General features: G+C 51.2%; 11 protein-coding genes. 8 read left to right on the forward strand and 3 right to left on the reverse strand.

The features are described 5' to 3' along the window. Positions 1–66: 66 nt before the first annotated feature. Positions 67–1,350 (reverse strand): Glu/Leu/Phe/Val dehydrogenase, encoded by a 1,284-nt coding sequence (locus AS151_RS08255; protein ID WP_071516561.1) that lies wholly within the window; start codon positions 1,348–1,350, stop codon positions 67–69. Between the two features lie 98 nt (positions 1,351–1,448). Between AS151_RS08255 and AS151_RS21460 the strand changes: the two genes are divergently transcribed. The 5 genes from AS151_RS21460 to clpP all read left to right on the forward strand — a co-directional run bounded on the left by AS151_RS21460 (position 1,449) and on the right by clpP (position 8,018). Further along, positions 1,449–1,649, forward strand: a complete 201-nt coding sequence (locus AS151_RS21460) for a hypothetical protein (RefSeq protein ID WP_139240576.1) — start codon at positions 1,449–1,451, stop codon at positions 1,647–1,649. Further along, entirely contained in the window at positions 1,580–3,043 is a 1,464-nt protein-coding gene (locus tag AS151_RS08265) for a HAMP domain-containing sensor histidine kinase (RefSeq protein ID WP_071516563.1), read from the forward strand. The genes AS151_RS21460 and AS151_RS08265 overlap by 70 nt, the downstream gene beginning before the upstream one ends. Positions 3,044–3,503: 460 nt before the next feature. Then, on the forward strand, positions 3,504–4,607 hold the full coding sequence (gene cax, locus AS151_RS08270; RefSeq protein ID WP_071516564.1) for a calcium/proton exchanger: 1,104 nt from the start codon (positions 3,504–3,506) through the stop codon (positions 4,605–4,607). Positions 4,608–5,238: 631 nt separating this feature from the next. Beyond that, the gene (locus tag AS151_RS08280) at positions 5,239–7,314 is read left to right on the forward strand and encodes a serine/threonine-protein kinase (RefSeq protein ID WP_071516566.1); all 2,076 of its coding nucleotides are present in this window, start codon (positions 5,239–5,241) and stop codon (positions 7,312–7,314) included. Positions 7,315–7,412: 98 nt separating this feature from the next. Beyond that, positions 7,413–8,018: an ATP-dependent Clp endopeptidase proteolytic subunit ClpP gene (clpP, locus tag AS151_RS08285; protein ID WP_071516567.1), complete on the forward strand. Its 606-nt coding sequence runs from the start codon at positions 7,413–7,415 to the stop codon at positions 8,016–8,018. A gap of 49 nt (positions 8,019–8,067) precedes the next feature. On the opposite strand, the gene AS151_RS08290 is transcribed toward clpP, so the two are convergent. Further along, positions 8,068–8,688, reverse strand: coding sequence for a hypothetical protein (locus AS151_RS08290; RefSeq protein WP_071516568.1), 621 nt, complete (start codon positions 8,686–8,688; stop codon positions 8,068–8,070). Between the two features lie 100 nt (positions 8,689–8,788). Here AS151_RS08290 and AS151_RS22040 point away from each other — a divergent pair, with 100 nt between their 5' ends. Further along, positions 8,789–8,932 (forward strand): hypothetical protein, encoded by a 144-nt coding sequence (locus tag AS151_RS22040; protein WP_170861348.1) that lies wholly within the window; start codon positions 8,789–8,791, stop codon positions 8,930–8,932. Between the two features lie 114 nt (positions 8,933–9,046). On the opposite strand, the gene AS151_RS21465 is transcribed toward AS151_RS22040, so the two are convergent. After that, positions 9,047–9,355, reverse strand: coding sequence for a hypothetical protein (locus tag AS151_RS21465; protein WP_139240577.1), 309 nt, complete (start codon positions 9,353–9,355; stop codon positions 9,047–9,049). Positions 9,356–9,665: 310 nt separating this feature from the next. On the opposite strand from AS151_RS21465, the gene AS151_RS08300 reads away from it, so the two are divergent. Together AS151_RS08300 and AS151_RS08305 are read left to right on the forward strand one after the other, a co-directional pair. Further along, complete coding sequence (locus AS151_RS08300; protein WP_071516570.1) at positions 9,666–11,993, forward strand: ribonuclease R family protein; 2,328 nt, start codon at positions 9,666–9,668, stop codon at positions 11,991–11,993. A 161-nt stretch (positions 11,994–12,154) separates the two neighbouring features. Continuing rightward, positions 12,155–12,802 (forward strand): flavin prenyltransferase UbiX, encoded by a 648-nt coding sequence (locus AS151_RS08305; RefSeq protein WP_071516571.1) that lies wholly within the window; start codon positions 12,155–12,157, stop codon positions 12,800–12,802. The last annotated feature ends 23 nt before the right edge of the window (positions 12,803–12,825 follow it).

The raw sequence follows: 12,825 nt of genomic DNA on the forward strand, positions 1-12,825 counted from the left end.
GGAACGTAGTTTTCAAGAGATGAAAAATTGTAGGCGATCGCTGGTGGTTAGAAAGTATCAGAAACATCAACTAAGATAATAATCCCGCGTTCCTTTTGCCACAATCGCTTCTCCCAAACGTTGCAAACCGCGTACGTAAGCCGCCGTACGACAGTCAATATCTTTTTCCTGTGCCAAAGACCAAACGCATTCAGTTTCGTGGACCATTCTCTCTTGCAAACGTTGGGAAACTTCCTCACCACGCCAGTACAAACCGCTGCGGTTTTGCAACCATTCAAAATAACTAACGGTTACGCCGCCAGCATTGACCAAAATATCGGGAACCACTTGTACGCCGCGACTGGCTAAAATGCGATCGCCGTGTGGGGTAATTGGACCGTTGGCAACTTCAAAAATCCACTTAGCACGGATTTTGTGGGCATTTTCCCCAGTAATTTGATTGCCCAAAGCAGCAGGAATCAAAATATCTACATCTAGCTGCAGCAACTCTTCATTGCTAATCACCTCGTGTTCTACCACATTGCAAACACTGCCTTGACAGTAAACCGCCTTCATGCTGCGATTGGCTTCTTTGTATTGACGCAAGCTGGGAATATTTAAACCTTGCTTGGCGTAAATCCCCCCTTGCGAATCGCTAACAGCAACCACTTTGTAACCAGCTTGGGCAAGTTCGGTGGCTAAAACCGCCCCAGCATTGCCGAATCCTTGGATGGCAACGGTGGTTTGGTTGGGTTTTTGGGAAAATTTGCCCATAATGGTAGCGATCGCTAAATAAGCTCCCATAGCGGTGGCAGTATCCCGACGCTGGCTGCCTCCCAAAGTAAGGGGTTTGCCGGTCACCACAGCCGGCGCATGCTGGCGGCGGATCGTACTGTAGCGGTCCATCATCCACCCCATAATGGTTGCATTGGTGTACATATCAGGGGCGAGAATATCCACATCCGGTCCAATAAAATCCGCGATCGCATCAATGTAGCCGCGGCTTAGCCGTTCTAGCTCTAATTTAGAAAGTTCTTTCGGATCGAGGGCAATGCCCCCTTTGGCCCCGCCAAAGGGCAAATCCATCACCGCACATTTAAACGTCATCCAAAAGGCCAGCGACTGGACTTCTTCTAGGGTAACCCGGGGATGGTAGCGAACGCCGCCCTTGGTAGGACCTCTGGTATCGTCGTAGCGAACGCGATAGCCTTGAAACATCCGCAGAGAACCATCATCCATGCGTACGGGAATGGATACTGTCAGGCTGGCTTTGGGATAGCGCAACTGTTCGATGGCATCTTCGGAAATGGAAACATGTTGTAAAGCTTGGCTCAAGCGATCGCCGATATCATTTTGTAAAGACGTAGGCATCATCAATAATTTCAGTATAATTTTCTGGTTTCGCCGATGGTTGGTTTTCAGAACAGTTTTATACGCTCCACCTGCCGCTTAATATAGTACACTCTACCATGTTCCTGAAAACTTCTTCCCTCTCTTCCCACGCCCAACTCACCACCATCTACACCAGCATTCAGGAATTTCTCAGAAAAGCCCGGTACCATAGGGGTGAAGACATCTTTGGTGGATGTGGAGACCATCCATGTTTTGGACTCACCTACTACGTCAGTGGCAACAACCAAACCATCACAATTCCCTGCGATCGCGCCTGACCCTAGGAATGGTGCTGGTTTCCGTCTTGAGTTTGGGCAGCGTTACCCTGTGGACGGGGCGGAAAATGCAAGCCATTTTAGTAGATACTTATAAAAAAAATATAGAATATGTTTCCGAACGATTTCCCAGCGTTGTAGAACACTACGCCAAGGGGGAAACAGCCAGAAGTGGATTGCAGCCTGCCATTGAGAGCATGAGCGCTGACAATATTTTGTTGTGGGTAACCGAAAGTGGGCAAGTTTTGGAAGCATCCGCTGTTTTGCAAGGACATACGGATAACCTGCGGCAGAAATTAACGCAATCGGTAGAACAACCGGGATTGGCTCAAGTTTTTCAAGTGGGAGAACGATACTACGTGGCTTGTCAGGAACCGTTGCAAGTAAAGGGACTGGATATGGGGAGTTTGTACGTAGCCCAAGACATTACCCCTCACCAGACTATGTTAATTGCCATGACCCGGAGTTTGAATTTTGCTAGTTTTTTGGCTTTGGTGGCGATGAGCATTGCCATTGCCATTTACGTACGGCGATCGCTACAACCTTTGCAACGCCTTAGTAATATTACCCACAAAATTTCTCCAGAGGCGCTCAAAGAAGCACAAATGGATTTGGAAAAAGCCCCAACGGAGGTCCGCGATATTGCCCAAACCTGCGAAAAAATGCTGCTGCATTTGGCAAACTCCTGGGAAAACCAGCGCCAGTTTGTCAGCAATGTTTCCCACGAGTTGCGTACGCCACTGACGATTATTCGCGGTTACCTGCAATCTACTTTGAGACGGGGACAGAATTTAAGCGAACCGCAGCGGGAAGCGTTGGAAATTGCTTCTACAGAAGCGGAACGTACCATTAGCATGTTGCAGGATTTGCTGGATTTGGCCCGCGCCGACAGCGGTTACTTGCATTTTTATGTAGAAACCATTTCCCTCAACGACCTGCTCAAGGAACTAGCAAGTATGGCCAAACAGTACAGCCAGCGGGAGATTTGGTGTTCTCCGGCAGCTACCGATATTGTAGCCACCGGCGATCGCAATCGCCTCAAACAAGTATTGTTGAATTTAATCAATAACGCGATCGCTTATTCTGACCCAGACCAACCCATTACCTTGCAATTGGAAAGTAACCAAAACAGCGCTCTGATTCACGTATGCGATCGCGGCGTGGGCATTCCCCTAGACCAACAAGCTCGCATTTTCGATCGTTTTTATCGCGGCGACGAAGCCAGGTCTCGTTCTACAGGCGGGACGGGATTAGGACTCTCGATCGTCAAAACCCTCGTAGAAGGTATGGGGGGGACAGTCAGCGTTCGTTCTACTCCTGGAAAAGGCAGTACGTTTAGCATTTCTTTACCTACCGTAACTGCACCAGAACAGCAAAAAGCGATCGAGGTAAGTTAGCAGACAACTTTTAGAAAAATTTTTAAAAACAGAAGCGGAAAACCATTCCGGAGATCGCTGCCCAGAGTGAGAGAAATCACATTGTTCCGTTGGCCTCATGTGTTATAATCTAGCATTGAATTTGTACGAGTCCACGAGCGCCCGATCGCCTTCTGTCCTCCCAACGGAAAAGACCAAATCCCCACCACCAAAAATACCAATTCCATCCATTTTTTCCCTTTTCAAGGGCACTCCCGCAAAAAATTGAGGAATTCTCTCGATTGTTCGTTTCGGGAATTTGGTACAACCACAGTGGGAAGAAATATTCAGCTTCCCATTAAGTTAGTTGAGAAAGGGGAGAAACCCCACACCAAATGGCATTAGTGGTGGCAAAAACCATGGCAAAATTCAGTCAAAATCAGTATTAGTGGCAGATAAATGTTCAAAAAATGCGAATAAAGATGATTGAGGACCCCTTACCATGTCAGCGAAAAATCCTTTTTTCCTAATTTTATTGGTCTTTATCCCGATTTCCATTACCGCCCATTTCCTAGAATGGGGACCGTTGGTCACTTTTCTTAGCGCTTCTCTAGCAATTGTGCCCCTAGCCGCTTGGATGGGTAGTGCCACCGAAGAAATCGCCGTCGTAGCTGGACCCACTTTGGGCGGATTGCTCAATGCTACTTTTGGCAACGCCACCGAATTAATTATTGCCTTAATTGCCCTCAATGCTGGTTTGGTGGAAGTAGTAAAAGCCAGTATTACCGGTTCAATTATCGGCAACCTGCTGCTGGTTTTGGGATTGTCCATGCTATTGGGAGGCATCCGGTACAAAGAACAAACCTTCCCTTCAGTTTTTGCCCGTCTCAACGCTTCGGCGATGAATTTAGCCGTGGTCGCCGTTTTGTTACCAACCGCAGTGAATTATACATCCGATGGAATTGAAGAAATTGTCATGCAGCGTCTCTCAGTGGCTGTAGCTGTCATTTTAATGATTGTATATGGCTTGACCCTGTTGTTTTCCATGAAAACCCACTCCTACTTGTGCGATGTGGGAGAAGCGGAATTTGCCCAAGAAGAGGGAAAACCTCCGGAACCACCCAATCTTTGGTTGTGGACAGGAGTGCTATTAGGCAGTACCTTATTGGTGGCTGTAGAATCGGAGTTGCTAGTGGGTTCCCTAGAAGCAGCCACCGAAAGTTTGGGCTTAACCGCTTTGTTTACTGGGGTGATTTTGGTACCCATTATTGGCAACGCCGCCGAACACGCTACCGCCATTACCGTCGCTATGAAGAATAAAATGGACTTGTCGCTAACGGTGGCAGTGGGATCGAGCCTGCAAATTGCGCTTTTTGTGGCACCCGTTCTGGTCCTGTTTGGGTGGCTAACAGGGCAACCCATGGATTTGGATTTTAACCCCTTTGAATTGGTGGCTGTTGCTGTTGCCGTTTTGGTCGCTAACTCGGTGAGTTCCGACGGACGGTCCGATTGGCTGGAAGGAGTTTTGCTGTTGGCTACCTATGCGGTTTTGGGATTTGCCTTCTATTTTCATCCAGCCATTGAAGGCATTGAAAGCACTTTATAGAAAAATTGTGTTTCGGTTTGCTTTCTCGAGGGCTAAAATTCCTGAATATGGCTGGCAAACAAGCAAATAATAGGAAAATTGGTTTTTGAGAAAAGAAGCAGAAAAACCGTTTATCTACGGTCTTGCAAGCTATATTGGAGTAAAATCGATCGATTCCTTGGTCCAAAATCTCCCTGAATTTGATGGTCCCAAGGATTGGGTGCCACAAGCACCATCGGTGTCTAACCTAGAAGGGAACCGCCAACCTCGCCGTACTTACCGTCAGCACCCCCGCCTGAAGCACGGGGCTTCATGCCTCCAGCTTCAGGTAGCTGACCAGCCCTTCGCCCTTTGGGGCTAGGTTTTTAGAGTCATGGCACCGACAAATGCTTTCAGTGTTGGTCGCCCTGCCGTTAACGGTTAAACCGCCCTACAATGGGGAAGGCAGTGCCGTTAGCTCGACCAGCCCGAAAAACATGGGCGAGGAAAATATGACCCTGTGCAGAGTAGGCGATTCCGGCTAGAACACTGAAAGAGCGGAAACTGCACCTCTTTTCGCTCCCCCCCTGGTGGGGAAGGCGACTTTCGTCGCCGTTCGTTTTTCCTCCCTGCGCTAAAGCGACAGGACTTCCAAACGTATCGAAGATTTCCCGTGAGTTACTGTCTTAATCCCAATTGTCAATTCCCCCACGACCCGGCAAATGCCAACCAGCATACTTGCCGTCACTGCGGTTCGGAGCTTTTGCTGCAGGGTAGGTATCGCGTCGTTCGTCCCATGGGTGGCGGTGGATTTGGCAAAACTTTTGAGATTACCGATCGCGGGACACGCAAGGTCCTGAAAGTACTGCTAGAAAGTCAACCGAAAGCCGTTTCTCTGTTCAAGCAAGAAGCCAATGCCCTCAGCCAGCTCAACTCGCCCGGTATTCCCCATGTAGATCCGGATGGGTATTTTACTTTCCAACCCAAGGGATGCGATCGCAGCTTGCATTGCTTGGTCATGGAGAAAATTAACGGCCCCACCCTCAAAGATTGGATTAAAAAACGGGGATACAAACCCATTTCTGAGGAACGCGCGGTTACCTGGTTGAAGCAGCTGACAGAGATTTTGGAGTTGGTACATCGCCAGCATTACTTTCACCGGGATATTAAACCGGACAATATTATGCTGCGTCCCAACGGTCAGTTGGTCCTCATTGACTTTGGTACAGCGCGGGAAGTCACCGAAACTTACTTAGCCAAAGTGGGTCAGGGACAAAATGTTACTGGAATTGTCTCCCCTGGCTATACCCCTCCCGAACAAGTGAACGGCAAAGCCGTACCCCAATCCGATTTTTTTGCCCTTGGACGTACGTTTGTCTTTTTGCTGACTGGCAAACCACCTACGTTTTTCTCGGAAAATCCCCGTTCGGGCAAGTTGATTTGGCGGGATAAAGCAACGCATATTTCTGCCCAACTGGCGGATGTCATCGATTATATGATGGCCCCTTTTCCCGGGCAGCGGCCGCAAAAACCCAGCGCCATCTTACAGTGTTTGGCGGAAGTAGAAGAGCAAGCGGATTGGTCCTCTTCTACTATGGCGGGATTGGGCAACAGCGATCGCAATGCAAAAGAGGCAGGCGAGAAAAATCGCTACGATTATGGCAGCAGCAACACGGGCATGACCAAAACCGTAACCGCGGAAGCGGACCAGGGGAAAAACCAGCTGCTGAACCTGCTTTCCCAGGCAACAGGCAAACTTTTCTCCGCAGCTGTGGTTGTGGGGATGGTGGTGGGCGGTATCCAAGTATACGGATACTTTCAAAACAAACCCCTGCCATACAACCCCTTATCCCAGTTATTGTTGTGGGGAAGCAGTTACGACTTTACGGTTACCGAAAGCATGGCTAGCCGCGGCAATGCAGAAGCAGTGGCCATCGACCCCAGCGGTCAATGGTTGGCCGGTAGCGAACCCGGCAATATCCGCGTTTGGCGGTTGGGGGAGTCGCAACCCGCACACAACATAGCCACCAGCAGGGTGGTGGTGACCAGTTTGGCCATCGACCCCGACGGTGAATTCCTGGCTAGAGGCGGCAGCGATACCAACATCCGCCTGTGGAAATTAAAAGGAGGGCAGCGGTATCTCACCATTACCCAACCTACCAGTCGGGTGAATGCCATTGCCTTTAGTTCCGTAGGGTCAATTTTGATCGGCGGTAGCGAAAACGGCACTATCCAAACTTGGGAAGTCCAATCCGGACAACTGCTGGAGACCCTCAACCATCAAGCGCCGGTCAACGATATAGCGATCGCGCCCAACGGCAGCATCATCGCCAGTGGTGGTGCCGACGGAACCATCAAATTGTGGAATTTGCGAAAAGAGACCCCCATACGCACCATCAAGGGTCACCAAGGTGCCATCAATGCCGTGGCAATTAGCAACGACGGTAAGTTAATTGCCAGCGGTAGCGAGGACGGTACGGTTCGGATTTGGCGTCGAGAAACCGGACAGCAGCTCCATGCCTTTCCCAGCGGCGAAGGAGCGGTGAACGACGTGCTGTTTACTCCCGATAACAAACACGTGGTTTTCGCCAGCCAAAGCATTCAAATCTGGCGTTTTCAAACCTCCGAGCGCATCGCCTACCTGACCGAACACCGGCAAACCGTCAACGATATCGCCCTCAACAGCAATGGAAGGGTTTTGTTTAGCGGTAGCCGCGACCAAAGCTTTAAACTCTGGCAATCCCCATAAGGGGAAGTATCTTGGGTAAATCCACAGACAAACGTTTCCGCAACCGGGCAAAACTTAATACAATAAAAGTAAACTAAGACGCAGCATATCGTTTTATCATGATTCCTACCGTAATCGAACAATCCGGTCGTGGCGAACGCGCATTTGACATTTACTCTCGCCTGTTGCGGGAACGTATAGTCTTTCTCGGGCAGGCAGTTGATTCCGATCTAGCCAACCTAATCGTGGCGCAATTTCTGTATTTAGAAGCAGAAGATCCGGAAAAAGATATCTACCTGTACATCAATTCTCCAGGGGGTTCGGTCAACGCTGGCATGGGCATTTTCGATACCATGAACCACGTACGCCCCGATGTCAGCACCATTTGTGTGGGTTTGGCAGCGAGTATGGGCGCTTTCCTGTTGGGGGCAGGGGCACCTGGCAAACGCCTCAGTCTCCCCCACTCGCGCATTATGATCCACCAACCCCTCGGTGGCGCTCAAGGTCAGGCTTCCGATATTGAAATTCAAGCGCGGGAAATTCTTTACCACAAGAACCGTCTCAACCAAATTCTCTCCGAACGCACCGGGCAACCCCTTTCTCGGATTGAAGAAGACACCGAGCGCGATTTCTTTATGTCGGCTCACCAAGCGCAGGAATACGGTCTGATTGACCGGGTCATCGAACGTCGTTCCCTGAAAGCACCAGCCGCCGCCGGCGTCTAAAAGGTGCCCCTAGAAAAGTAGGGAGGAAACAGCAGCAACGCTTGTTTCCCTACTTTTCCGGCGTGGGTAGCGATCGCAAATATTCCAAAAACGAATGCAGTTCCGCTTCGGTTAGCTGCTGGCGCGATCGCTTGTTGTAAGTAGCTTCTAAATAGCGACGTCCTTCTTCTTTGCCCCAACCCAACCGCTTCATTTCAATATCGGTTTGCACGATAATATCCGACAAATCCACCGGTGATTCCCCAACTGCTTTCGCCGGTGGGGCGGGTTGCGTATCGTCATCCTCCAACTGGGTATTGCTGGAGAAATCGGAGGTGGTATGTTCCCCAGAAGCTGGGGAGGCAGCTGGCATGGGGAAAGCTTCGGTACGGAAGTTGGTTGGGGAAGGCATCGGTGTGGCAGGCATCTCTTTCTCAGGAAAGGCAACCGGCGTTGGAGAAGGCGGTGGGTCTTCGGTAGCAGCAGAGGGGTTGATGTCGCAGGCAATCAAAACGCGATCGCGGGCTCGGTCTTCAGCCGCTTCCACCGTGTCTGCAGCTGCCAGTGCCGTAGCCAGCGTCTTGCCGTCTATTTGTGCCAGTACCTTCACCACGTACTTGCCTTCGTGGATAGTCAGCAGCTCCGAAATCAGGGAACCGCCTGGGTATTTTGCTTGAAATCGAGCCAACATGGTTTTCCCTTTTCCAAGGCTTGCAGTGGCAACTATCGATAGCGAAAGCAACCCACAACAGGGGGTCTCGTTCTTTAAGGTAGCATTCGCCTTTTGCTAGATGCTGGCTTGGTCAATGGTGGCAGCCTGCCCCGTTTTCCCTCACTCAGTTGGTAGCGGCGGTCTACAGTTTACCTCAGAAGTTGCCAGCCAACCCAAACGCGATCGCGCGATCGACCCATTGGCTGGGTCCATCTTTTGCTAAAATAGCAACCAGATCCTCAGCCTACGCAGTGCCAAATCTCCTATCTTTGTTGCCAGCGTTTGTATTGACTCCCTACTCAACCAACAAGTTGCTCAGTAGCAAATCAGCTTTCCATTAGCTCCAAAGCAACAGTTGGGAGGAACCAGCCAGCACCTGCATGGCACAGCGTTCGGTGTCGTTTCTGGCAGCAAGTTCAACCCCAGCAGCCCAATGGCGGAAAAGCAGCAGCGGCAACCACCAAAGCTGTTTTCCCGAACGACGCCCCCACCACGCGGGTGCCTTCTCCCACCAATCGCCAACCATCGATGGGAACCTTTCCATTCGATTGAGACTGTAGCCAATGGATTGGGTTGCCTTGTGTAGAGCGATATCTTGCCAACGCAACGAGCGCACCAAAACCCACCGGAGTTGCTTTGCTGTCAAACAGTTTCCTAGCCAGGGGAGGAGGCTACCCCCTTCGGTCCCATTCACAAACACCCGAGCGACTGCTGGGACCGCTCGCCTCAAGACCAAAGCAAAGGGTTGCTCGCAAAACCGGCTGCCCTTGGATCGAACGCTACCGACTTTGGCTGCCTTGGTCCCCCCTGGTTCGATACGCTGGGAACACCTGGCTGCAGCCAGCTCGGTCCCAACCAACGAGAAGGAACCATTCAAACAAGCTACTGTACGGGAGAAAGGACTGCGTAGCGTTTTCGCTTAGTTTCATCCGAGCAAAGAAAGGAAGCATTGCTGCATGGAATTTTCAATTCTTACACTACTCGCCAACTTACCCAACGAAAAGCTCGTCGCTCCTAGGGCCTTGGAGAAAAAGCTCGGCTGTCAGGACGAAGCCAGCCTACGGAAATTTTATATTACCCTCGAAGCCCTAGAAAAAATCGGCCTGTTGGTCAAAGAACGGGGTCGTTACCGCCGCGTCCAAGAAGATAACGTGGTGGAAGCCAAGCTGCGTTGTTCGAGCAAGGGCTTTTGCTTTGCCATTCAAGATGCGGAAGATGCCGAAGATATCTACATTCGAGAATGCCATCTGAGTACCGCTTGGAACGGCGATCGCGTCTTGGTCAAAATCCTCAAAGAAGGCAGTCGCCGCCGCCGTCCTGAAGGAGAAGTACGGTTAATTGTGGAACGGGCCAACCCCTCGGTTCTGGCGCGGGTAAAAGAAAACGAATCCGGAGAATACACTGCCGTTCCCCTTGACGATCGCTTGCTGTTTGAAATCGAACTGCAACCCAACGGCATTGACCTCCAGGCAGCCGTGGACCACATTGTAGACGTTCAAGTGCAGCGCTATCCGCTGGGGTCCCATCCTCCGGTGGGCAAACTCGCCCAAATCCTTGGTCGTGATGCGGAAGCTGCCTCCGATATTGACATTGTCTCCTGCAAGCACGATTTGCCCAAAGCCTTTTCCGAGTCCTTGTTAGAGGCAGCGAGCAATATCCAAGGCAGCGTCCGGCAGTCAGAGATTAAAAAACGTTTGGACCTGCGCAACCTGCTCACCTTTAGCTTCAGCCACGAAGATCTGAAAACCAAAGGCGGCACCCACCTGCCCATCGAACATGCCTTTACCCTGGACAAAATCGACGAAGAACGCTGGCGTTTGGGCATCCACGTCACCGATGTGGCCCACTACATCGAAGCGGGGTCCGATTTAGATAAAGAAGCCAAGCGCCGGGGAATTTCCGTACATTTGGGCAATACCGTCATTCCCATGTTGCCCGATGCGCTGACCCCCATCTGTACCCTCACGCCAGGGGGCGATCGCTTGGCATATAGTCTGCTGTTGATTATGGATTCGGACGCCGAAATCCTGGAATACGAAATCCAACCCAGTGCCATTCAAGTGGACCGGACCCTCACCTTTACCCAAACCCAGCAGGTATTTGACGGCAACTACGACGAAGAAGACCTGCCCCCCAACGTCCGGGAAAACCTCAATCAGTTTTTGGAACTCAGCCAAACCCTCAAATCCCAGCGCTGGCAGCGGGGTGCTTTTGAACTGCAGCTAGAAGAAGGGTTCAACCACTACAACGACGAAGGGCCCCTGGGGGTCACCAACATCACCAGCGACGCCCAATCCATGGTCTGCGAATTTGTGCTGCTGGCCAACCAAGCGATCGCCGAACACCTGCAACAGTTGGGCGTTCCCGGGATCTACCGCGTCCAGCATCCCCCGGATTTGGAAGAAGTTCAAGAACTCATTCAACTGGGCAGCCAACAGAACATCGACCTGTACCTCGAAGACGAAGAAAACGTCCATCCCCAGGACTACCAGCGTTTTCTCATTCAATTCCGCTCCTCGCCCGGCGAACGCATTCTCACCTACCAGCTGGAATCTTCCCTCAAACCAGCCGTATACACCACCCATTCCGGACTGCACTTTGGCACTGCCTCCGAAGCAGGATACACCCATTTCACCTCCCCCTGCCAGCGATACTGCGACTTGCTAGTGCAGCGAATCCTCGATACTGTCTTCCGGTTGGGGCGCAACCGCCGTTCCACCCGTTCCAAAGAACAGGTCAACCTGCATCACTCCTCCTGCCACGGTCAAATCAACTGGAACGTTCTCCCCCCCGATATTCATAACCAGTTTGAAACCGAACTGACTTCCGTGGTGGCCAACCTCAGCGAACGGGAACAGCTAGCTCAAGAAGCCGAACGGGATTTAATCGGCTTACAAAAAACCGCCGTGGTCAAAGAGAAAATCGGAGAAACCTTCCAAGGTTTGATTACCGGCGTACAATCCTACGGCTTTTTCGTAGAAATTACCCTCGACGAAACCAACGGCGACGTTCCCCTACGTTTGGAAGGCTTGGTCCACGTTAACTCCCTTAAAGACGATTGGTACGAATACCGTTCCCGCCAGCAAACCCTGGTGGGCAGGAAAAACCGACGCCAGTTCCGCCTGGGAGACAACGTGGTCGTACAAGTGAAAAGCGTGGATTACTACCGCCAGCAAATCGACCTAGTGGTGGTTGGCGGCGGCAGCGAAGCCACCAACGGTTATGACGATTACGGCTACGATGAGGACGATAGCTATGGCAATTACAGGGGAGAGGAGGAATAGTCCCTGCCACTTTCCTATTTTTGCTAATTTTGGTTGGATTTCCCCAAATTGGGAATAATTTTAAGGTTGAAGAAACCAGGGGTAGCCTGCAGGGGCTACCCTCTGCTATTGACTGGATATCGATCGAACTTTCCTTCAGGTTTCTATTTTTCTAAGTTTCCATGACTTCAAGTGCCAACTGCGATCGCGTCCGCCACCGACGCCCTCTCATTATTGGCGTTTCCGGTGCCTCGGGATTGATTTACGCCGTGCGAACCGTAAAATACCTTTTGCAAGCAGATTACGCCGTGGAACTGGTAGCTTCCCAATCCGCCTATCAGGTATGGCAGGAAGAATACGACACGCAAATGCCAGGGGATAGCCACCGACAAACCCAATTTTGGCGGCAAGCCTGCGGCGAAAGCGAACGGGGAAAACTGGTTTGCCATCGGTGGCAGGATGTGGGTGCCAACATTGCCAGCGGCTCTTTTCGCACCCTAGGCATGGCAATCGTACCTTGCAGCATGAGTACCGTTGCCAAAATTTCTGCCGGTCTCAGTTCCGATTTGCTTTTGCGAGCCGCCGACGTACAGTTAAAAGAAGGGCGTCCTTTGGTGGTAGTGCCCCGGGAAACCCCTTTTAATTTGATTCACCTGCGCAACTTAACCCAGCTAGCAGAAGCTGGGGTTCGGGTTGTTCCCGCCATTCCCGCTTGGTACCACCACCCGCAAACCATCGAGGATTTAGTGGATTTTGTGGTGATGCGGATGTTAGACCAGTTGGATATTGACTGTACGCCGGTTGCCCGTTGGAAGGAAAGCGAACCTTGAAAGGGACGGGGAATTCAGTAGCG

Source organism: Geitlerinema sp. PCC 9228 (assembly GCF_001870905.1).
GTDB lineage: Bacteria > Cyanobacteriota > Cyanobacteriia > Cyanobacteriales > PCC-9228 > PCC-9228.

What these genes read in the sequence shown, in the direction of transcription:
- AS151_RS08255 (WP_071516561.1), bottom strand. Translation starts at nt 1,350, where the DNA reads ATGCCTACGTCTTTACAAAATGATATCGGCGATCGCTTGAGCCAAGCT.
- AS151_RS21460 (WP_139240576.1), top strand. Translation starts at nt 1,449, where the DNA reads ATGTTCCTGAAAACTTCTTCCCTCTCTTCCCACGCCCAACTCACCACC.
- AS151_RS08265 (WP_071516563.1), top strand. Translation starts at nt 1,580, where the DNA reads ATGTTTTGGACTCACCTACTACGTCAGTGGCAACAACCAAACCATCAC.
- cax (WP_071516564.1), top strand. Translation starts at nt 3,504, where the DNA reads ATGTCAGCGAAAAATCCTTTTTTCCTAATTTTATTGGTCTTTATCCCG.
- clpP (WP_071516567.1), top strand. Translation starts at nt 7,413, where the DNA reads ATGATTCCTACCGTAATCGAACAATCCGGTCGTGGCGAACGCGCATTT.
- AS151_RS08290 (WP_071516568.1), bottom strand. Translation starts at nt 8,688, where the DNA reads ATGTTGGCTCGATTTCAAGCAAAATACCCAGGCGGTTCCCTGATTTCG.
- AS151_RS22040 (WP_170861348.1), top strand. Translation starts at nt 8,789, where the DNA reads ATGCTGGCTTGGTCAATGGTGGCAGCCTGCCCCGTTTTCCCTCACTCA.
- AS151_RS08300 (WP_071516570.1), top strand. Translation starts at nt 9,666, where the DNA reads ATGGAATTTTCAATTCTTACACTACTCGCCAACTTACCCAACGAAAAG.
- AS151_RS08305 (WP_071516571.1), top strand. Translation starts at nt 12,155, where the DNA reads ATGACTTCAAGTGCCAACTGCGATCGCGTCCGCCACCGACGCCCTCTC.